The 19,952-nt window shown below is 72.2% G+C and carries 20 protein-coding genes and 1 pseudogene; 11 read left to right on the top strand and 10 right to left on the bottom strand.

Features of this window, described 5'->3' with window-relative positions; translation table 11 throughout:
- The first annotated feature begins 22 nt into the window (after window positions 1-22).
- The 4 genes from BLW32_RS06195 to BLW32_RS06210 all read left to right on the top strand — a co-directional run bounded on the left by BLW32_RS06195 (window position 23) and on the right by BLW32_RS06210 (window position 3,921).
- Window positions 23-796, top strand: a complete 774-nt coding sequence (locus BLW32_RS06195; protein ID WP_068524258.1) for a lysophospholipid acyltransferase family protein — start codon at window positions 23-25, stop codon at window positions 794-796.
- Between the two features lie 75 nt (window positions 797-871).
- Window positions 872-1,870: a DUF2189 domain-containing protein gene (locus tag BLW32_RS26960; RefSeq protein WP_068627232.1), complete on the top strand. Its 999-nt coding sequence runs from the start codon at window positions 872-874 to the stop codon at window positions 1,868-1,870.
- Window positions 1,871-1,998: 128 nt separating this feature from the next.
- Entirely contained in the window at window positions 1,999-2,892 is an 894-nt protein-coding gene (locus tag BLW32_RS27415) for a hypothetical protein (protein WP_068740985.1), read from the top strand.
- A gap of 153 nt (window positions 2,893-3,045) precedes the next feature.
- Window positions 3,046-3,921, top strand: coding sequence for a 3-hydroxyacyl-CoA dehydrogenase NAD-binding domain-containing protein (locus BLW32_RS06210; RefSeq protein WP_372456804.1), 876 nt, complete (start codon window positions 3,046-3,048; stop codon window positions 3,919-3,921).
- 7 nt (window positions 3,922-3,928) lie between these two features.
- On the opposite strand, the gene BLW32_RS06215 is transcribed toward BLW32_RS06210, so the two are convergent.
- From BLW32_RS06215 to BLW32_RS06225, 3 genes are read right to left on the bottom strand one after another with little or no spacing between them, the layout of a single operon-like run.
- A complete protein-coding gene (locus BLW32_RS06215) occupies window positions 3,929-4,672 on the bottom strand; it encodes an alpha/beta fold hydrolase (RefSeq protein ID WP_068741229.1) in 744 nt (247 codons plus the stop codon).
- A gap of 15 nt (window positions 4,673-4,687) precedes the next feature.
- Window positions 4,688-5,014 (bottom strand): branched-chain amino acid transporter permease, encoded by a 327-nt coding sequence (locus BLW32_RS06220; RefSeq protein ID WP_068524263.1) that lies wholly within the window; start codon window positions 5,012-5,014, stop codon window positions 4,688-4,690.
- Entirely contained in the window at window positions 5,007-5,675 is a 669-nt protein-coding gene (locus BLW32_RS06225; protein WP_068627155.1) for an AzlC family ABC transporter permease, read from the bottom strand. Before BLW32_RS06225 ends, BLW32_RS06220 begins: the two co-directional genes overlap by 8 nt.
- Window positions 5,676-5,757: 82 nt before the next feature.
- Between BLW32_RS06225 and BLW32_RS06230 the strand changes: the two are divergent.
- The 5 genes and pseudogenes from BLW32_RS06230 (at window position 5,758) to BLW32_RS06250 (ending at window position 9,911) form a co-directional block, all read left to right on the top strand.
- Window positions 5,758-6,188, top strand: a pseudogene (locus tag BLW32_RS06230) (Lrp/AsnC family transcriptional regulator).
- Window positions 6,188-7,123 (top strand): phosphotransferase enzyme family protein, encoded by a 936-nt coding sequence (locus BLW32_RS06235; RefSeq protein WP_068524266.1) that lies wholly within the window; start codon window positions 6,188-6,190, stop codon window positions 7,121-7,123. The pseudogene BLW32_RS06230 and the gene BLW32_RS06235 overlap by 1 nt, the downstream one beginning before the upstream one ends.
- 4 nt (window positions 7,124-7,127) lie before the next feature.
- A complete protein-coding gene (locus BLW32_RS06240; protein WP_068740986.1) occupies window positions 7,128-8,402 on the top strand; it encodes an aspartate aminotransferase family protein in 1,275 nt (424 codons plus the stop codon).
- A 116-nt stretch (window positions 8,403-8,518) separates the two neighbouring features.
- Window positions 8,519-8,944: a VOC family protein gene (locus tag BLW32_RS06245; RefSeq protein WP_068740987.1), complete on the top strand. Its 426-nt coding sequence runs from the start codon at window positions 8,519-8,521 to the stop codon at window positions 8,942-8,944.
- Between the two features lies 1 nt (window position 8,945).
- Window positions 8,946-9,911, top strand: coding sequence for an RNA polymerase subunit sigma-70 (locus tag BLW32_RS06250; protein WP_068524269.1), 966 nt, complete (start codon window positions 8,946-8,948; stop codon window positions 9,909-9,911).
- A 1-nt stretch (window position 9,912) separates the two neighbouring features.
- Here the strand turns inward: BLW32_RS06250 and BLW32_RS06255 are convergent, their stop codons facing one another.
- A complete protein-coding gene (locus BLW32_RS06255; RefSeq protein ID WP_068740988.1) occupies window positions 9,913-10,485 on the bottom strand; it encodes a TetR/AcrR family transcriptional regulator in 573 nt (190 codons plus the stop codon).
- 36 nt (window positions 10,486-10,521) lie between these two features.
- On the opposite strand from BLW32_RS06255, the gene BLW32_RS06260 reads away from it, so the two are divergent.
- Both BLW32_RS06260 and BLW32_RS06265 read left to right on the top strand, forming a co-directional pair.
- A complete protein-coding gene (locus BLW32_RS06260) occupies window positions 10,522-10,959 on the top strand; it encodes a PaaI family thioesterase (protein ID WP_068740989.1) in 438 nt (145 codons plus the stop codon).
- 261 nt (window positions 10,960-11,220) lie between these two features.
- Window positions 11,221-12,225 carry a hypothetical protein gene (locus tag BLW32_RS06265; protein ID WP_068740990.1) on the top strand — a complete coding sequence of 335 codons (1,005 nt, stop codon included), beginning with the start codon at window positions 11,221-11,223 and terminating at the stop codon, window positions 12,223-12,225.
- On the opposite strand, the gene BLW32_RS06270 is transcribed toward BLW32_RS06265, so the two are convergent.
- Genes BLW32_RS06270 through BLW32_RS06295 form a run of 6 tightly spaced genes read right to left on the bottom strand, consistent with a single transcriptional unit; the run spans window position 12,207 to window position 19,933 of the window.
- Window positions 12,207-12,881 (bottom strand): response regulator, encoded by a 675-nt coding sequence (locus BLW32_RS06270; RefSeq protein ID WP_068740991.1) that lies wholly within the window; start codon window positions 12,879-12,881, stop codon window positions 12,207-12,209. The two genes, BLW32_RS06265 and BLW32_RS06270, sit on opposite strands and share 19 nt — an antisense overlap.
- Window positions 12,878-15,445, bottom strand: coding sequence for an ATP-binding protein (locus BLW32_RS06275; protein WP_068740992.1), 2,568 nt, complete (start codon window positions 15,443-15,445; stop codon window positions 12,878-12,880). The genes BLW32_RS06270 and BLW32_RS06275 overlap by 4 nt, the downstream gene beginning before the upstream one ends.
- A gap of 24 nt (window positions 15,446-15,469) precedes the next feature.
- A complete protein-coding gene (kdpC, locus tag BLW32_RS06280) occupies window positions 15,470-16,051 on the bottom strand; it encodes a potassium-transporting ATPase subunit KdpC (RefSeq protein ID WP_068740993.1) in 582 nt (193 codons plus the stop codon).
- A gap of 11 nt (window positions 16,052-16,062) precedes the next feature.
- The gene (gene kdpB / locus BLW32_RS06285; protein WP_197467584.1) at window positions 16,063-18,189 is read right to left on the bottom strand and encodes a potassium-transporting ATPase subunit KdpB; all 2,127 of its coding nucleotides are present in this window, start codon (window positions 18,187-18,189) and stop codon (window positions 16,063-16,065) included.
- On the bottom strand, window positions 18,186-19,844 hold the full coding sequence (kdpA, locus tag BLW32_RS06290; RefSeq protein ID WP_068740994.1) for a potassium-transporting ATPase subunit KdpA: 1,659 nt from the start codon (window positions 19,842-19,844) through the stop codon (window positions 18,186-18,188). Before kdpA ends, kdpB begins: the two co-directional genes overlap by 4 nt.
- Entirely contained in the window at window positions 19,844-19,933 is a 90-nt protein-coding gene (locus tag BLW32_RS06295; RefSeq protein ID WP_074850389.1) for a potassium-transporting ATPase subunit F, read from the bottom strand. Before BLW32_RS06295 ends, kdpA begins: the two co-directional genes overlap by 1 nt.
- Between the last annotated feature and the right edge of the window lie 19 nt (window positions 19,934-19,952).

Raw genomic sequence — 19,952 nt, forward strand, 5'->3', positions numbered from 1 at the left:
GCAGCGAGCACAAGGGGGTGCGATGGCGCGGCGTGAACCCGTCTACGAGGTCGTCCAGGTACTGGCGAGGAGCATCCTGGGCGCGCAGGGCCTGCGGGTGCAATGGCGCGGGCTGGAGAACATCCCGACCGAGGGCGGCGTCCTCCTGGCGGTCAACCACACGAGCTACGTCGACTTCCTCGAAGCCGGCCTGGCCGCCCGCCGCGCCGGGCGATGGCCCCGCTACATGCTCAAGGCCGAGCTCAAGAAGATCAGGGTCATGGCCTTCCTCATCAAGCACTGCGGCGCCATCGGCGTCGACCGCGAACACGGCGCCGAGAGCTACCACGAGGCCGTCGCCGCACTGGAGGCCGGCGAGGCCGTGATCGTCTATCCCGAGGCCACCATCAGCCGCAGCTTCGAGCTCAAGGAGTTCAAGTCCGGTGCGGCTCGCATGTCCATCGAGGCCGACGTGCCGATCGTCCCTCTCATCGTCTGGGGCACCCAGCGCATCTGGTCCAAGGGCACGCAGCGCCGTATCGGCCGGCACCGGTTCCCGGTCGTCGTGGAGGCCGGTCCGGCCATCCGGCCCGACGGTGACGACCCCGTCGCCCTGACCGCCCGGCTGCGCGCCGCCATGGGGGAGACGCTCCTCGCCGCGCAGCGCGGATTCCCCGCTCCCGCAGGGGAGGACTGGGTGCCGGCGCGGCTCGGGGGCGGCGCCCCTCCGCCCGAGGAGGCGCTCCGGCTCGAACAGGAGGAGTTCGCCCTCCGGAAGGCCAAGCGCGAGGCGAAGCGACACGCCAACGGCGGTTGAACATCCGGCTATGGTGCGCGTCACCTGCTGTTGGTAGGTTTGCCGGGATCGTTCATGCGCGAGGAGGAGGAGTCCATGACGCAGCCGCCGAATTTCCCTGGTGACAACCAGGGCGGCTACCCGCAGAACCCGCAGGATCCGCAGCAGGGCGGATACCAGCAGGGGGGATACCCGCAGCAGCCCCCGCAGCAGCCGGGCTACGGGCAGCAGGGCGGTTTCCCGCCCCCGCCCGCCGGTGGCTTCCCGCCGCCGCAGGACCCCGGCTACGGGCAAGGCGGCCAGGGCTTTCCGCCGCCGCAGGGCGGGCAGGGCTTCCCGCCCCCGCCGCAGGGCGGCTTCCCGCCTCCTCCTCCCGGCGGATTCGGCGGCCCGCAGTTCGGCGGCGGCCAGCCCCCGTTCAACATCGGTGACGCCTTCTCCTGGGCCTGGAACAAGTTCAGCAAGAACGCCGGCTCCGTCGTGGTCGCCGGCCTGATCTACGGCGTGATCCTCTACGTCGTCATCGGCATCGGCTACGCGCTGCTCCTCGGCGGCGTGCTCGCCACCAGCGACACCACGTACGATCCCGACACCAACACCTACACCGCGGACAACGTCTCGCTCGGTGCGAGCCTGGGCGGCACGCTGCTGTTCATGCTGCTCGTCTTCGTGGTGCAGTACCTGATCCACACCGCGCTCCTCTCGGGCCTGCTCGATCTCGCGGACGGCAAGCAGGTCTCCCTCGGCTCGTTCTTCAAGCCGCGCAACACCGGCGCTGCCCTCCTCACGGCGCTCGTCGTGTCGATCGTCGTTGCGATCGGCTCCCTGCTGTGCCTGATTCCCGGCCTCGTCGCCGCGTGGCTGTTCATGTTCGCGGTCGTCGCGACCATCGACCGCAACCTGGGGCTCGGCGACGCGCTGCGCACCAGCTTCGAGACCGCGAAGAACAACGCCGGGAACTCGTTCCTCGTGTGGCTCCTCACCTGGCTGATCATGGGCATCTGCATCCTTGTGACGCTGCCGTTCGGCCTGCTGGTCATCGTGTACACGTGGCGTCGCCTCTCGGGCGGCCAGGTGGCCCCGCTCACGCCGTAGCGCCGTTCCGACGAACAACGACACGAGGGCCCGCTCACCGAACGGTGAACGGGCCCTCGTCGTGTGTCGTTAAATGGGTGCAACCGCAAGCGGGTACTTCCGTGCCCCCGGCCGTACTGGAGGTACACGTGACGCAGCCACCGAACCACCCGGGGGACGACCAGTCTCCGGGCGGAGCCCAGCAACCCGGGCAGGGCTTCCCGCCGCCCGCGGGGCAGGGCTTCCCTCCACCGGCGGGGCAGGGCTTCCCGCCCGCCGGGGGCATTCCGCCGGCGGGTCCGCCGCAGGGCTACGGCCCGCCCGGGTCGCCCCTCCCGCCGCAGGCGCGATTCAACCTGGGTGACGCGATCTCCTGGGCGTGGAACAAGTTCACCAAGAACGCGGCTGCGCTCATCGTCCCGATCCTCGTCTACGCGATAGCACTGGCCGCCACCTCCGCCCTCGCCTACTTCCTCGTCGCCCAGTTCGGCGTCGCCGACGTGACGCAGGACGCCGATGGATCGACCACGGTCGACCTCACCGCGGCGGGCGGCGTCGCCTCGGCGATCTTCTCCTTCGTCTTCGCGCTCGTGGCCTACGCCTGCCTGGTCGCGTACATCTCGGGCCTGTTGGACATCGCCGACGGGAAGCCCGTCAGCATCGGATCGTTCTTCGCGCCGCGCAACGCCGGACCCGCGTTGCTCACCGCGTTCCTCCTGGCGCTGCTCACGAGCCTCGTCTCGGCCATCCCCTACGTGGGTTACATCGCCTCGGTCGTCGTCGGCCTGGTCACGATGTTCGTCCTGCCGATCGTCGTCGACCGCGTGCTCGGGGTCGGGGAGGGCTTCAAGCAGGGCTTCGCCGTCTTCCAGAAGGACGTGGGCAACTCGATCCTCGTGTACATCGTCGTGGCCCTGATGGGCATCGTCGGTGCGGCGCTCTGCGGCGTCGGCCTGCTGGTCGCCGCCCCGGTCGCGTCGCTCGTGGTGATCAACGCGTACCGCCTGATCTCCGGGGGCCGGGTGGCACCGCCCACCCCGTAACACCGGCTCCCGCGAAGGCCCGTCCCACCATCCGGTGGGGCGGGCCTTTTGCTGTGACAAACGGCGCCCACAGGAGTAGACCTGGAACCGTCGCCGCCCGCCGGAGTGCGGCGCACGCCGAGAAGGAGTGGGACCGTGGCCGATACCCGGAAGATCGCGATCATCGGAGCCGGCGTCATCGGCCTGTCCTGGGCGGAGCTCGCCCGCGCACACGGGTGGCGCGTCGCCTTCACCGATCCCCGCCCCGACCTGGCGGACCTCGTCGCGGGGGAGTTCCCCGGCGATGCGGAGGTGGAGGTCGCCGCCGACCTCGCGGCAGCCGTCGCGGATGCGGACCTCGTGCAGGAGAACGGCCCCGAGCGGCTGCCCATCAAGCAGGACCTGTTCGCGCAGATCGTCGCCGCGGCCCCCGCCCACGCGGTCCTCGCCACGTCGAGCTCCTCGATCCCCGCGACGCCCATCGCCGCGGACCTCGACGATCCGTCGCGGGTGATCGTCGGGCACCCGTTCAACCCGCCCGCCCTCATGCCGCTGGTCGAGGTGGTGCCCGGCGAGCGCACGTCGGAGGACACCGTGCAGCGGGCCGTGGCGCTCTACCGGGAGCTCGGCCGCGCACCGGTGGTGCTGCGCAAGGAGATCCAGGGGTTCGTCGCGAACCGGCTGCAGGTGGCGATCAGCCGCGAGGCCCGCTACCTCGTCGAGAACGGCGTGGTGAGCGTCGAGGACCTGGACGTCGCGCTGAGCAACTCGCTGGGCCTGCGCTGGGCCGCGACGGGTCTCTTCGAGGGCAACGCGCTGGGCGGCGGCCCCGAGGGGGCGCGGCACCTGTTCACGGGCATCGGCGCCGAGGTCGGCAAGATCCCGCTCGGCACGCCGTCGACCACCCCCGAATCGACGGAGGCCCTCATCGAGAAGGTCGACGCGGCCTACGGGACGGGGCAGGAGAACTACGAGCGCCTGCTCGCCCGCCGCGACCGCCGCACCCGCGCCGTGCTCGACGCGCTCCGGTCCGTGGACGACGGGGCCTGACCCGCTGTCAGCGCAGGAAGTCCAGGACCGCGCGGGCGAACGCCGCCGACGACTCGCGGTGCACGGTGTGCCCGCCGCGGAGCTCGACGTACTCACCGCGCGGTAGGGCGTCGGCGACGAGGCGCAGGTACTCGGGGCGCAGGAAGTCGCGCGGGCCGCCGGAGATCACCAGCGTCTCCTGCGGCGTCGCGGACAGCCGCTCCCACCACGCCGGATCGGGCTGGAACTGCGGCGAGACCGAGTCCATCATCGTCTTGTCGAAGCGCGACAGGGCACCGGGCGTCTGCACCACCTGCTTGATCCCCAGCCAGACCCGTCGCGGCGTGAGGGGCAGGTCCATCGTCTCCGCGATCTGTCCCTCCTCCAGTGCCACGGGAGGCATCTCCTCGAGGACGAGGCGGCGGACACCGTCGGGCAGGCGCCACGCGAGCCGCAGGGCGGCCTGGCCCCCGAGGGAGTGCCCGACGACGTCGAAGGTCTCGAGCCCGACGTGCCGCGCGACCCGCTCGGCGTCCTCCGCGAGCTCGTCGAGCAGGTACGCGGGGCTGTGGTCGCTGCGGCCGTGGCCGCGCTGGTCGTAGGTCACGGTGTCGCGGCCGGCGGCGTGCAGCGCGCGGACGGTGCGCCGCCACGTGCGGTGGTCGGCGGCCATGCCGTGGATCAGCAGCACCGGCGGGCCCGTGGGCGCCGGCACGCGGCGGTGCTGCACCGCCAGGCGCACGTCGCCGGCGGCGATGGTCTCCTCGTGCATCACCTCATGGTGCCATCAGGCCAGTGCGTAGCTCAGCGCGACGCACACCGCCGTGCCCGCGACGATGCTGAGCACCGCGTTGCGCCGCCACAGGTGCGCGAGCGCCGTGGCCGCGACGCCCGCGATCTGCGGGATCCCGTGCGCCGGTGCGGCGTAGTCCACTTGTGCCATGCAGTAGACGGCGAGCACCACCACGGCGCCCGCGGGCATCCACCGCCCGAAGTCGGCGAGCAGCGGCGAATCGCGCAGCACCGAGGCGAGGCCGAAGGGCGCGAGCCGCAGCGCGACGGTGACCGCCGCCGCGATGGCGATCCCCGCCAGCAGGTATCCGGTACTAGGCATGCGCCGCCTCCTTCGCGCTCCGGCGGGCCACCAGGTGCCGCACCACCAGCAGGCCCGCGAAGCCACCCATCGCGACGAGCAGCATCGCGCCCGGCGCCACCGCCAGCGCGACCGCGCACGCGGCCAGCGCGAGCGCCAGCGTCGTGCGGTCCGGATACGCGTCCATCGCGAGCACCACGAACAGCGCGGTGAGCACGAAGTCGACGCCCGGCACGTCGCGCAGGAAGGCGCCGCCGGCGAGGCCGCCCACGAGGGAGCCGGCCACCCACGCCACGTGCAGGCCGACCTGGGTGCGCAGGATCATCTTTCCGGTCATCGTGGCCGACGGTGCCGTGCTCACCAGCGCGTAGGCCTCGTCGGTGAGGGCGTAGACGCCGTACGCCCTACCCACGCGGCTGCGGATCCGGTCGAGGGGGAAGGTGAGGCCGTAGAACAGGTGCCGCGAGTTCACGAGGAAGGTCGTGGCGGCGATCGCGGCGAGGGGCGTCGCCGCGGCCAGCAGGCCGGCGAGCAGGAACTCGACCGAGCCCGCGTAGACCGCCATCGACAGCACCGGCGCGATCCACCAGGGCAGGCCGTGGCCCGTGACCACCACGCCGAGGCCGATGCCGAGCACGAACAGGCCCAGCTGCACCACGGCGACTTTCGACGGAACTCCCATGGGAGACAATTCTATTTCGCATCTCGCGCAATGTGCTTGCGTAAATGCGCCGACCGAGGGGCGGTGTGGCAATATCTCCGATGTGGATGCACTCGATCGAGCAATCATCGATGAGTTGGTGCGCGACGGGCGGCTCACCAACCAGGAGCTGGCGCAGCGCGTCGGGCTCACGCCCGCGCCGTGCCTGCGCCGCGTACGACGCCTGGAGGCCGACGGCGTGATCACCGGCTACACGGCCGTCCTCGATCCCGCGGCGCTGGGCCGCGGCTTCGAGGTCGTGATCAACGCCGACCTCGGGGCCAACGACCGCACCTCCGTCGAGGCCTTCGAGGCGCGGATCGCGTCCTTCGACGAGGTGATCGAGGTGCGGCGCATGTTCGGCCTGCCCGACTACCTGATCCGGGTGCGCGTCGCGGACCTCGCGACGTACGAGCGCTGGGTCACCACGCATCTCATGGCGATCCGGCGATCGTCCGCGTGGACTCCCGCATGACGATGAAGGTGGTCAAGTGATGGCGGGGGACTCCGATTCCCGGGTCGCGCAGCGCATCGTCGACGGTGCCCTCCCCGGCGCGACCGCCCTGCCCCTGCTGGTCAGCGAGAACGCCACCTTCCGCGTGCGCGGCGGACCGCGGCCGGCGGTGCTGCGGCTGCACCGACCCGGGTACGTCGGCGACGCGGCGATCGCCTCCGAGCTGGCGTGGATCGCCGCCCTGCGCCGCGATACGGCGGTCCCCGTCGTCGAGCCGCTGAGCGGGGTCCTCGTCGACCCGCCGACGGGGCGCCGCGCGGTGCTGTTCGCGGAACTGCCGGGCGGTCCGGTGCCCGATGCGGCGCTCGACGTCGCGCACTTCGCCGCGCTCGGCGAGATCGCCGGGGTGTTCCACCAGCACGCCGAGACCTGGCGGCGCCCCGCGGATTTCACGCGGTTCACCTGGGGCGTCGCGGAGACGATCGGGCCGCGGCCCCGCTGGGGTTCCTGGCGCGACGGGCTCGCGGTGGGGGAGGCGCACCGTCGGGCCATCGCGCCGGCGGCCGACCGCGCGGCGGCCCGGATCGACGCCTTCGGCCGCACCGCCGACCGGTTCGGCCTCATCCACGGCGACCTGCGTGCCGCCAACCTCATCACGCCCGGCACCGGCTTCACGGTCATCGACTTCGACGACGCCGGCTTCGGCTGGCACCTCTTCGAGTTCGCGGCCGCGGCGTCCTTCGTGGAGACGGACCCGCGGCTGCCGGAGTGGGCGGAGGCGTGGACCGCGGCGTACCGGCACCGTCGGGCACTGCCCGACGCGCACGCCGCGCTCCTGCCCGACTTCGTGCTGCTGCGGCGGCTGCAACTCCTCGGCTGGCTCGGCACGCACGGGCATGCACTGGAGGCGGATCCCGGATTCGCCGACGGCACCGTCGAACTGGCGCAGGCGTACCGGGCCGGGCGGCTACTGTGAGCGCGTGAGCTTCTCGGATTCGGTCGCCGCGCACGTCGTGCGCTACGGCGGCACCTTCGCGCCCCTGCCCATCGACCGCGCCGCGGGCACCTACGTCTACAGCGGTGACCGCCGCTGGCTCGACTTCACCTCGGGTCAGATGAGCGCCATTCTGGGGCACAGTCATCCGGCGATCGTGGAGACCGTGCAGCGCGAGATCGCGACGCTCGACCACCTCTTCTCGGGGATGCTCTCGCCGCAGGTGGTGACCCTCGCCGAGCGGCTGGCCGCCACCCTGCCGGAGCCGCTGAGCCACGTCCTGCAGCTGACCACCGGCGCCGAGTCCAACGAGGCCGCGCTGCGGATGGCCAAGCTGTACACCGGCAAGCACGAGGTCGTCAGCTTCTCGAAGTCCTGGCACGGCATGACGGCCGGCGCTGCGGCGGCGACCTACTCGTCGGGGCACAAGGGCTACGGCCCCACCGCGCCAGGCAACTTCGCGCTGCCGACGCCGAACGCGTACCGCTCCCGGTTCGTCGACGCCGCGGGCAAGTACGACTGGGAATCCGAGCTGGACTTCGGCTTCGAGCTCATCGACGCGCAGTCGACGGGCTCGCTGGCGGCCTGTCTCGTGGAACCGATCCTCAGCTCGGGCGGGATCATCGACGTGCCCGTCGGCTACCTCGCCGCGCTCAAGCGCAAGTGCGAGGAGCGGGGCATGCTGCTCATCGTCGACGAGGCGCAGACCGGCCTGTGGCGCACCGGTGCCGCCTACGCCTTCGAGCGCGACGGGATCGTGCCCGACATCCTGACGCTCTCGAAGACGCTCGGCGCGGGCCTGCCGATCGCGGCGGTCGTGACCTCAGCGGAGATCGAGCGGGTCTGCCACGAGCGGGGATTCCTCTTCTTCACGACGCACGTCAGCGACCCGATGGTCGCGGCCGTCGCGACGACGGTGCTCGACGTGCTGGACGACGGGGTCGCCGCCGCGGTCGCGACGCGCGGGGCGCGGCTGCGCGCCGGGCTCGACGAGCTGGCGCAGCGGCACGAGGCGATCGGCGACGTGCGGGGCCGCGGCCTCATGCAGGGCATCGAGCTGGTCCGCGACCGCGAGTCGAAGGAACCGGCCAATGAGCTGGGCCTGGCGGTGACGCAACGGTGCTACGAGCGGGGCCTGCACATGAACGTGGTGCAGTTGCCCGGCATGGGCTCGATCTTCCGGATCGCGCCGCCGCTCACCGCCACGGACGCCGAGATCGACGCGGGCCTGGAGATCCTCGACGGGGCGCTGCGGGGGTAGGTCCGAGGAGATCGGAAAAAAAGTTTCGCCGGAACCGATGAGTTCCGGCGCCGAGGCCCGTCTCACCATGTGACGGTGTTCGAGAGACGGATGCCGCAGACCCCAGGAGCGACGCCATGCACAAGATGATCTTCGTGAACCTTCCCATCGCCGACGTCCAGCGTTCGCGTGACTTCTTCACCGCCGTGGGCTACACGATCAACGAGAAGTTCAGCGACGAGAACGCCATCTCGGTGGAGCTGGGTGAGAACATCGCCGCGATGCTGCTCAAGACCGACTTCTTCGGAACCTTCCACGAGTCGACCACCGCCGCCCCCGGCGTCAAGGAGACCCTCATCGCGCTCAGCGCCGAGAGCCGCGAGGAGGTCGACGAGATCGTGGGCCGCGCCGTCGCCGCCGGCGGCAAGGAGGGCCGCTCCGAGGACCACGGCTTCATGTACGGCCGCTCCTTCGACGATCCGGACGGCCACGGCTGGGAGATCATGTGGATGGATCCGGCGGCGGCCGAGGCGGGCCCCGAGCACGTCGGCGCGCAGGGCTGACATGACCGTCGCCGACGCCGGCTTCGATCGGGCCACGGCCCCGCTGCGTGCGGAGCTCCTCGCGCACTGCTACCGCATGTCGGGCTCCGCGTCCGACGCGGAGGACCTGGTGCAGGAGACCTACCTGCGCGCGTGGAAGGCGTTCCACCGCTTCGAGGGCCGGTCGTCGGTGCGCACGTGGATGTACTCCATCGCGACCAACGTGTGCCTCACCGCCGCCACGGCCCGGCGGGTGCTCCCCGTCGGGCTCGGCGGCGAACCGTCGAATCCGCTGGAGCCGGTGACGCCGTCGACCGAGGTGCTGTGGCTGCAGCCCCTCCCGGACCGTGCGCTCGGCGATCCGGGGGAGGCGGCGGTCGCGCGGGAGGGCATCGGGCTGGCGATGGTCGCGGCGCTGCAGGTGCTGCCCGCCAAGCAACGCGCCGCCCTGATCCTGCGCGACGTCCTGCAGTTCTCCGCGGCCGAGACCGCCGCGGCGCTCGAGACCTCCGTCGCGTCGGCGAACAGCGCGCTGCAGCGGGCGCGGGCCTCCATCGGCGACGGTGCCGCCCGCGACGGCCGTAGGGCCGCCGAGCTGTCCGAGCACGAGAAGCGGGTGTGGGACGAGTTCTGCGCCGCCTTCGAGCGGCACGACATCGACGGCGTGGTGCGCATCCTCGCCGCCGACGCCACCTGGGAGATGCCGCCGATCCCCGGCTGGTACCGCGGTGCGGAGGCCATCGGCGAGCTCTCGCGGACGCAGTGTCCCGCGCAGGTCGCCGGGGATCTGCGCATGATCCCGACGGTGTGCAACGGGCTGCCCGCGGCCGCGATGTACCTGCGCGACGCCGTCGCGGGCGGCGACGTCTGGCTGCCCTTCCAGCTGGACGTGCTCACCTTCACCGACGGCGCGCTCACGCACGTCTCCGCCTTCCTCGACCCGGCGGAGCTGTTCGCCCTCGCCGGCCTGCCGACCGAGCTGCGCTGAGTCAGCGGGCGGCGCCGTCGGCGTAGGCGGCGAGAGCGAGGCGCCACGCCCGGTCCCGCGCGTCGGCGGTCGGGCCGAGGAGTCCGTGCCGGTCCTTGGTCGCCAGGCCCTCGAGGAGCGCGCCGAAGCCGAGCGCGAGCGCCTCGACGTCCGCGGTGTCGGTGCTGCCCGTGTGCGCGGCGAAGGCGTCGACGAGGACGCGGCGGCACTCGTGGACGGGATGATCGGGCGGGATCGGCCCGGTCAGCGGGCGCGCGAACATGACGTCGATCAGGGCGGGCTCGTCGGCCGCGAAGCGGCGGTAGGCGTCGGCCCACGCGGCGAGCACCTCGCGGGGCGGGCCCTCCGCCTGCGGCAGGGTCTCGACGAGCAGGGCGAAGCCGCGCAGCGCGACCGCGTTCACGAGGCCGTCGCGGTTCCCGAACAACTGGTTCAGCGCGGCGATGTTCGTGCACGCGGCCGCCGCGGCACGCCGCGTCGTGAGCCCGTCCGCGCCCTCGGCGCGGACGATCTCCAGTGCGGCGGCGGCGATCCCGTTCGCGACCTCGGGTGTCCTGGTTCTCTGTCTCGGCATCTTCCCCGGCAATCGTATCAGTGATATGTTTCGGCCATGACGATCCTGGATCACGTCCTCACCCGCGTCCTCGATTCCATGCCCGTCGCCCGCTGGCTCCAGCTCTCGGTCGACGATGTCACACCCGACCGCGCCGTCCTCTCGATGCCGGTCGTCCCCGACGTCACCTTCGACGGCGTGCACTGCCACGGCGGCATCGTTGCCATGCTGGCGGACATCGCGGCCGTCGGCGCGGCGTACGCCGCGATCCACGACTCCGGCCGCGTCGCCGCGACCACCGCGATGAACTCGCACAACCTCCGGCCCGCGCGCGGGGAGCGCCTGGTCGCGGTCGGCCGTCTCGTCGGCCCTCCCGGCCGCACCATGATCGCCGCCGCCGACGTCTTCACCGACACCCTCGACGGCACCCGCTGCCTCACCGGCCTCTACACCGCCACCGCCCTCGACCGCCCGCTCAGCGCCCCCGCCGGCTGAGCCCACGCGTTCGCGGCGGTGCGATGGTGCGCCTTCCCGTCGACTCTCGGATTCTGTCCGCCACGGACACGTCGTCCGAACTGGACAGAAACCGAGAGTCCCGAGATTGCTGCAGTGCAATGCACAGCGCCGTGCCCGAGCCCGCGCCGCGCTGCATCCGCACCGCCGGCCCCCACTCGCCGTGGGTTTCGCAGTCCTCGCCCGGACGGCGGCCGGCCGCCGTAGCGTCGACGTCGGGATACGTGAGCTTCGGGGGGAGCCATGCACAACTTCCAGGAACGGGTGATGCCGCTGCGCGATCGGGCGCTCCATGAGGCAGCGGTCCGGGTCGCGCTGGAGCTGGTCGCGCTCGACGGGCTCGACCGCGCGACCCTGACGGAGCTCGCGCGCCGCCTGCGCCTCCCGGGCGAGGAGCGGGTGTCCGAGCGCACGCTGCGCCGGAAGTACGGCAGCACCGCGCGGCTCCTGTTCGGTACCCCGTGGTGGCTGCCGGAGCCCGCCGACGCGGTGCGCGTCGTGCTCGCCCCGCGCCCGAGGCGCACCGAGGGCCCGGTGTGGCCGAGCGGGCCGACGGCCGAGGCGGCGTCGGCCGTCGTCGACGACTGCCGCTGTGCGGGAGGTGTCCCCGCTCCCGATCTACGGGATCGGCCGGCGTGGTGCGCCTGCGAGGACGGGCGCACCGACGACACGTGGCCGGACGCCGCGTTCTTCACCGCCGCCGGCCTCGACGATCCCCTCGGGGACCTCGCCCACGCCTCGCCGGAGCCGATCACCCTCCGAGACCTGCTCCACGATCTGCACGCCGTGCTCACCGGCCACCTCATCGCGACCGGATGGGCGGCGAACCTTCCCTGGATCCTCGACCTGCGGGAGGAGCGGCCGGAGGTCGCGGCGTGGCTCGCGGTCGCGGAGGCGGCGTGGGCGGAATCCCTGGGTCGGACCATCGCCCGCGTCTTCGACCTCGACGCGACCGGGGGAGCCGCCGCGGCAGCCGCCTTCGGCGCGGTGGCGCGGGAGCTCGCGCCGCTGGTCGGCGAACTCGGCGCCGTCCACCACCGCGCCGCGCGCGGCGCGGGACCGGTCGCGGCAGCCACATCGGCCGAGACAGACCTGGCCGCCGCCCGCGCTCGCGCGTTCGACGCGCTCGCCACCGTCGTGTCCGTTCCGGACAGAATCCGAGAGCCCCGCGGCAGGAGCACCGTCGTACCCGGCGGGATGTACTCGGCGCTCCCGAACCGGGCCGGGCGCTACGGGATGAAGCGGTAACCCATCCCGGGCTCGGTCACGAAGTAGCGCGGGTTGGACGGGTCCGGCTCCAGCTTGCGGCGCAGCTGCGCCATGTACACCCGCAGGTAGTTGGTCTCGCGCGAGTACGACGGCCCCCACACCTCGTGCAGCAGGGTCTGCTGGGAGACGAGGCGGTCGGCGTTACGGACCAGCACGTCGACGATCTTCCACTCGGTGGGGGTCAGGCGCACCGTCGTGCCGTCGCGGGTCACCGTCCGCGCCTCGAAGTTCACCTCGAAGGCTTCGGTCTTCGCGGGGGCCGGGGCGTCGACGAGGCCCGTCCGCCGCACCTGGGCCCGGACGCGGGCGAGGAACTCGTCCATGGCGAAGGGCTTGGTCACGTAGTCGTCGGCGCCGATGTCCAGCGACTCCACCTTGTCGTCGCTGCCGTGCCGCGCGGAGAGCACGATCACCGGCGAGGTGCAGAACTCCCGCAGCTTCGCCAGCACCGCGGTCCCGTCGATGTCGGGCAGCCCCAGGTCGAGGACCACCACGTCGGGCGTCCGCTCGCGCGCGATCTGCAGCGCCGACCGGCCGTCGGCGGCCGTCTCCACCTCGTACCCGCGGGCCTTGAGATTGATCCGCAGGGTGCGCAGGATCGCGGGCTCATCGTCGACCACCAGAACGAACGTCACGAGATCACCTCATCACTCGACACCGGCTGCGCGGCGGGCAGGTCCACGATCATCGTCAGGCCGCCGCCCGGGGTGTCCTCCGCGGTGAGCGTGCCGCCCATCGCCTCGGTGAGTCCGCGGGCCACCGCGAGCCCCAGGCCCACGCCGTTGCCGGCCGGGGCGTCGCCCATCCTTTGGAAGGGCTTGAACATCGCGTCGCGCTGCTCCTGCGGCACGCCCGGCCCGTGGTCGCGGACGTGCACCTGCAGCCGGTCCCCGTCGGGGGTGTGCACCCCGGAGACGCCGACGGTGACCGGCCCGCCCCGCGAGTGCCGCACGGCGTTCTCCACGAGGTTCGCCAGCACCCGCTCCAGCAGGCCCGGGTCGGCCAGGGCCGTCGGCGTGGCATCGGTGTCGTCGCACGCGAAGTCGAAGGCGAGGTCGGCGTCGGGGAGGGCGGTCCAGATCGCGGGCAGCACCTCCTCGATCCCCACCTCGCGGGTGAGCAGGGTGAGCGAATCGGACTGCAGCCGCGACATGTCGAGCAGGTTCCCCACCAGCGAATCCAGCCGGTCGGCGCTCTCCTCGATGGTCGCCAGCAGCTCGGCCTCGTCCTCGTCGGACCACTCCACGTCGTCGCTGCGCAGCGACGAGACCGCGGCCTTGATCCCGGCCAGCGGCGTCCGCAGGTCGTGCGAGACCGCGCTGAGCAGGGCGGTCCGCGCGCGGTTGCCCTCGGCGAGCGCCCGGGCCTGCTTCGCCTCGGCGCTGAGCTCCTCCCGGTCCAGCCGGGCCGCCGCGTGCGCCGCGAAGGCGACGAGCAGCCCGTGCTCGGAGGCGCTGAGGCTGTCGCCGTCGACCACGAGGGCCACGTTGTCGCCGACCATCGCCGCGTCGGTGCCGGCCTCGGGCGTGAGCGGGGACTCCCGTCGCCCCGCGACCAGCTGCCACGGGGAGTCGGCGTCGTCGCGCCGCAGCAGCGAGGCGCCGCGCAGCCCGAAGGTCACGATGGCCTCGTCGAGCAGCGCGGGGATCTCGTCGTCGGCGTTCTCGGTCGCGAGCAGGGTGTCGGCGAGGCCGCTGAGGACGTCGGCCTCGGCGCGGGCGCGGGCGGCGCGGGCGGTCTGCCGGGCCGCGAGGGAGACCACCGACGCGACCGCGATCGCGGTGAGCACGAACATCGCCACGGCGAAGACGTTCTCGCCCGACGCGACCGTGAACGTGTAGAGGGGCGGGGCGAAGTAGTAGTTGAGCAGCACCGATCCGAGGATCGCCGCGGGCACCGCGGGCCGGATCCCGCCGACCAGGGCCACCGCCACCGTCAGCATGAGGAAGAGCATCAGCTCCGTGGGCAGCGAATGCCACTGGCGGGTCTGCGCGAGCAGCGCCGTGAGGATCACCGGTCCCGCGATCGCCAGCACCCAGCCGGCGATGGTGCGCCGCTTGCCGAGCAGCACGGGGTCGGGGCCGTCGATGCGGGGCAGCAGCCGGCGGCGGCCGGCGCCCGCCGCCCGCTCGTGCGTGACGACCTGCACGTCGATGTCGCCGGAGCCCTCGATCACCGCGTCGGAGACGGGTCGGCGCACCACCGAGGTGAGTGCGCGGTGCCGGGACTTGCCGAGGATGATCCGGGAGGCGTTCACCGAGGTGGCGTACTGCAGGATCGCGGCGGCCACGTCGTCGCCGGTGACGACCTGGAAGGTGCCGCCCAGCGATTCGGTGAGCTGCCGCAGCTGCGCCAGCGAGGCGGGGGAGGCCCCCGAGAGGCCGTCGCTGCGCGCGACGTACACCGCCCGCAGCTCGCCGCCCGCGCCCTTCGCGGCGATCCGGGCGCCCCGGCGCAGCAGCGTGCCGCCCTCGGGGCCGCCGGTGAGCGCGACGACGGTGCGGTCGCGCGTGGGCCAGGCCGCGGAGATGCCCTGTTCGGAGCGGTACTGCTCGAGGCGTTCGTCCACGCGGTCCGCGAGCCACAGCAGCGCGAGTTCCCGCAGCGCCGTGAGGTTCCCGATGCGGAAGAAGTGCGACAGTGCCGCGTCCACCTTGTCGGGGGCGTAGATGTTGCCGTGCGCCATGCGCCGCCGCAGCGCCTCGGGGGTCATGTCCACGAGCTGCACCTGCTCGGCGCGGCGGACGACGGTGTCGGGGATCGTCTCGCGCTGCCGCACGCCGGTGATGGACTCGACCACGTCGCCGAGGGACTCGAGATGCTGGATGTTGACCGTGGTGACCACGGTGATCCCGGCGTCGAGCAGCTCGGCGATGTCCTGCCAGCGCTTCTCGTTCTTCGATCCGGGGGCGTTCGTGTGGGCCAGCTCGTCGACGAGGACCACCGTCGGGTGCGCGGCGATCACCGCGTCGACGTCCATCTCCTCGAGCACCGCGCCGCGGTACTCGACGCGCCGGCGGGGGATCACCTGCAGTCCCTGGACCTGGGCCTCCGTCTGCGGCCGCCCGTGGGTCTCCACGTAGCCGACCACGACCGACGTCCCGCGGGAGGCGCGCCGCGCACCCTCGGTGAGCATGGCGTAGGTCTTGCCCACGCCGGGTGCGGCGCCCAGGTAGACGCGAAGAAGCCCCTTCGGCATGTGTCCCCTCCTTCTCCGCCCGGGCTACGTCGCGGCGAGGTCGGTGAGCGCGGCGTTCAGGGTCACCACGTTAACCCGCTCCTCGCCCAGGTAGCCGAGCTGACGCCCGTCGGTGTGAGCGGCGACCAGCGCGGTCACCCGCTCCGGCGCGAGGCCGCGGGCCTTCGCGACGCGCGCCACCTGCTGCCGCGCGTACGCGGGGGAGATGTGCGGGTCGAGCCCGGAGAAGCTCGCGGTGACCGCGTCGGTCGGGACGTCCGACGGTGCCACCCCGTCCTCCCGCGCGACGGCCGCGCGGCGCTCCGCGATGAGCGCCACCAGCTTCTCGCTGTTCGGGCCGAGGTTGGTGCCGCCGGAGGCGAGGGTGTCGTACTCGCCGGCGGACGGGCGCGGATGGAACCACTGCGGACCGTCGAACTTCTGGGCCAGCAGCTCGGACCCGACGACAGCGCCGTTCCGCTCGATCTGCGAGCCGTTCGCCTTGGCGCTGAAGGCGACCTGCCCGACGCCCCAGATCACGAGCGGGAACAGCGCACCGAGGACGACGGTCATGACGACCAGCATGCGCAGGCCGGCGAGGAGCTGGCGCGGTGAGGAACTCAACATGTCAGAGCCTTTCAGGAGAGGCCGGGCAGGAGCTGCACGACGAGGTCGATCAGCTTGATGCCGAGGAAGGGGACGACGATGCCGCCGAGGCCGTAGATGGTGAGGTTGCGCGCCAGCAGCTTGTCGGCCGACTTGGCGGTGTACTTCACGCCGCGCATCGCCAGCGGGATCAGCGCGACGATGATGAGCGCGTTGAAGATCACCGCCGAGAGGATCGCCGACTGCGGGCTGTGCAGCCGCATCACGTTGAGCACGTCGAGGCCGGGGGCCAGGGGTACGAACATCGCGGGGATGATCGCGAAGTACTTCGCGATGTCGTTGGCGATGGAGAACGTCGTCAGCGCGCCGCGGGTGATCAGCAGCTGCTTGCCGATCTCCACGATGTCGATGAGCTTCGTCGGGTCGGAGTCCAGGTCGATCATGTTCCCGGCCTCCTTCGCGGCGGAGGTGCCCGTGTTCATGGCGACGCCCACGTCGGCCTGCGCGAGCGCGGGCGCGTCGTTGGTGCCGTCGCCGGTCATCGCGACGAGGCGGCCGCCCTCCTGCTGCTGCTTGATCAGCGCCAGCTTGTCCTCGGGGGTGGCCTCGGCGAGGTAGTCGTCGACGCCGGCCTCCTCGGCGATGGCCTTCGCGGTGAGCGGGTTGTCGCCCGTGATCATGACGGTGCGGATGCCCATCTCGCGCAGCTGCGCGAAGCGCTCCCGCATGCCCGCCTTGACCACGTCCTTCAGGTGCACGACGCCCTGCAGCGTCGGGGCCGCGCCGGGCTCGGCGTAGGCCACGACCAGCGGGGTGCCGCCGGAGCCGGAGATCTCGTCGACGGCCAGCCGCACGTCGACGGCGCCGATCGCCTCGCTGACGGCCTCGCCCAGGGTCTCGCCCGCCGCGTCGCCCCGGTGCTCGGCGGCGACCCAGGCCAGCACGGCCGCCGAGGCGCCCTTGCGGATGCGGGTGCCGTCGGGCAGGTCGACGCCGGACATGCGCGTCTGGGCGGTGAAGGGCACGACGGTGCCGAGGCGGACCGTCGGGACCTCGTGGCCGTGTTCCGTCGCCAGGTCGACGATGGAGCGCCCCTCGGGCGTCTCGTCGGCCAGCGAGGCGAGCAGCGCGTGCCCGGCGAGGGTGTGCTCGTCGACGCCCGCCACGGGGTGGAACGACGTGGCGCGGCGGTTGCCGTAGGTGATGGTGCCGGTCTTGTCGAGCAGCAGCGTCGACACGTCGCCCGCGGCCTCGACGGCGCGGCCCGACTTGGCGATCACGTTGCGCTGCACCAGCCGGTCCATGCCGGCGATGCCGATCGCGGAGAGCAGCGCGCCGATCGTCGTGGGGATGAGGCAGACGAGCAGCGCCACGAGCACCACCACGTCGACGGCGCCGCCCGAGTAGATCGCCATCGGCTGCAGGGTCGCGACGGCCAGCAGGAAGATGATCGTGAGCACCGTGAGCAGGATGTTCAGGGCGATCTCGTTCGGCGTCTTCTGCCGGTTCGCGCCCTCGACGAGGCCGATCATCCGGTCGATGAAGCTCTTGCCGGGCTCGGTCTTGATCTCGACCACGATGCGGTCGCTGAGCACGCGGGTGCCGCCGGTGACGGCGCAGCGGTCGCCGCCGGACTCGCGCACGACGGGGGCGGACTCGCCGGTGATCGCCGACTCGTCGACGGTCGCCATGCCCTCGACGACGTCGCCGTCGCCGGGGATGACCTCGCCGGCCTCGACGATCACGAGGTCGCCCACGTGCAGCTGTGAGCCGGGGACCTGCTCCTCGCCGGACGCGGTCCTCCGTCGCGCGATCGTCTCCGTCTTGGCCTTGCGCAACGAATCGGCCTGCGCGCGGCCGCGGCCCTCGGCGACGGCCTCCGCGAGGTTCGCGAAGAGCACCGTCGCCCAGAGGAAGACGGCCACGGACCACGCGAACACCGAGGGGTTCACGATCGCCAGCGCGGTCGTGTAGACCGAGGCGATCCAGACCACGAAGACGACGGGCTGCCGGATCTGCGTGCGCGGGTCCAGCTTGGCGGCCGCGCGGGGCAGCGCCGTCTTGAGCTCGGCGAGCGAGAAGGCGGAGCGCCGCTTGGGTTCCGGGGTGACGGCCTTCGGGTCCGACGGGGTGGGGGTGCCGGTCAGCGTGTGCGTCACTGGGTGACCTCCGAGATCGGTGCGAGCGCGAGGGCGGGGACGAAGGTCAATCCGGCCACCAGGACCACGACGCCCACGGTGAGGCCCACGAACAGCGGGCGGTGGGTGGGGATGGTGCCCGCGGTGGCGGGCACGGGGTGCTGCTTGGCGAGCGCGCCGGCCAGGGCGAGGATCGCGACCATCGGCGCGAACCGGCCGAAGAGCATGGCGGCGCCGAGCGTGTAGTTGAACCACGGGGTGTCGACGGCGAGGCCGGCGAAGGCGCTGCCGTTGTTGTTCGCCGCCGAGGCGTAGGCGTAGAGGACCTCGCTGAGCCCGTGCGCACCGTCGTTGGTCATGGCGGCGACGCCCTGCTCCTGGACCACGGTGGCGGCGGTGCCGACCAGCACCAGCGCGGGCATCACCAGGATGTACAGCGCGGCGAGGGTGATCTCGGTGCGGCCGATCTTCTTGCCCAGGTACTCGGGGGTGCGGCCCACCATGAGTCCGCAGAGGAAGACGGTGAGGACGGCGATGACGAGCATGCCGTAGAGGCCGGATCCCACGCCGCCTGGGCTGATCTCACCGAGCAGCATGTTCACCAGGGCGGCGCCGCCGGCGCCGGGGGTGAGGCTGTCGTGTGCGGCGTTCACCGCTCCCGTGGACGTGCTGGTGGTGGCGGTGGCGAACAGCCCCGTGCCCCACTGGCCGATCCGCAGCTCCTGCCCCTCGAGGGCGGCGCCCGCGGCCTTGCCCGCCGCGCCCTGGTTGCCCAGCTGGGCCCCGATGGAGATCGCCGTGGAGACGGCGAAGATCACCGTCATCGAGCCGAGGATCGCGTACCCCTGCCGGTGGTTGCCGACGAGGTTGCCCAGCATGCGGGGCATCGCGACGGGGATGAGCAGGATGAGGAAGATCTGGAACAGGTTGGTCGCGGCCGTCGGGTTCTCGAAGGCGTGCGCCGAGTTGGCGTTGAAGTAGCCGCCGCCGTTGGTGCCGAGGAGCTTGATGACCTCCTGGCTCGCGACGAGGCCGCCGGTGAGCACCTGCTTCTGCCCGTCGAGCCCGACGATCTCGTGCCGCTGCCACAGCGTCTGCACGACGCCCTGCGCCATGAGGATGACGGCGCCGATCACAGCGATCGGCAGCAGCACGCGCAGCGTGATGCGGGTGAGGTCCACCCAGAAGTTGCCGAGCCGGTCGGTGCGGGAGCGGACGAAGCCGCGGATCAGCGCGACCGCGACGGCGATGCCGACGGCCGCGGAGACGAAGTTCTGCACCGCGAGGCCGATCGCCTGCGCGATGAGGTTCATGGCGCTCTCGCCGGAGTACCACTGCCAGTTGGTGTTGGTGACGAAGGAGATCGCGGTGTTGAGGGCCTCGTCGAAGCGCCACTGCTTCGGCTCGACGCCGGGCAGCCAACCCTGGACGAGGAGCAGGATCGTGAGCGCGACGATGCTGACGGCGCTGAAGGCGAGCGCGGCCACCGCGTAGACCCGGTAGCCCTGCTCGGCCTCGGGGTCGGCGCCGACGAGGCGGTACACGACGCGTTCGACGCGCCAGTGCTTCGGCGTGGTGACGACGTGCGCCATGTAGTCGCCGAGCGGACGGTACGCGATCGCCAGCGCCGCGACCAGGGTGCCGATCGTCAGCAGCCCGGAGAGGGTGCCGCTCATCAGAAGCGCTCCGGGCGCAGCAGGGCGTACAGCAGGTACGCCAGGGTGAGGATCGTCGCGGCGAGCGCCAGCGCGTTGGAGATGTCCATGGGCTCCACTGGACCACCG

Source organism: Tsukamurella tyrosinosolvens, from assembly GCF_900104775.1.
GTDB classification, from domain to species: domain Bacteria; phylum Actinomycetota; class Actinomycetes; order Mycobacteriales; family Mycobacteriaceae; genus Tsukamurella; species Tsukamurella tyrosinosolvens.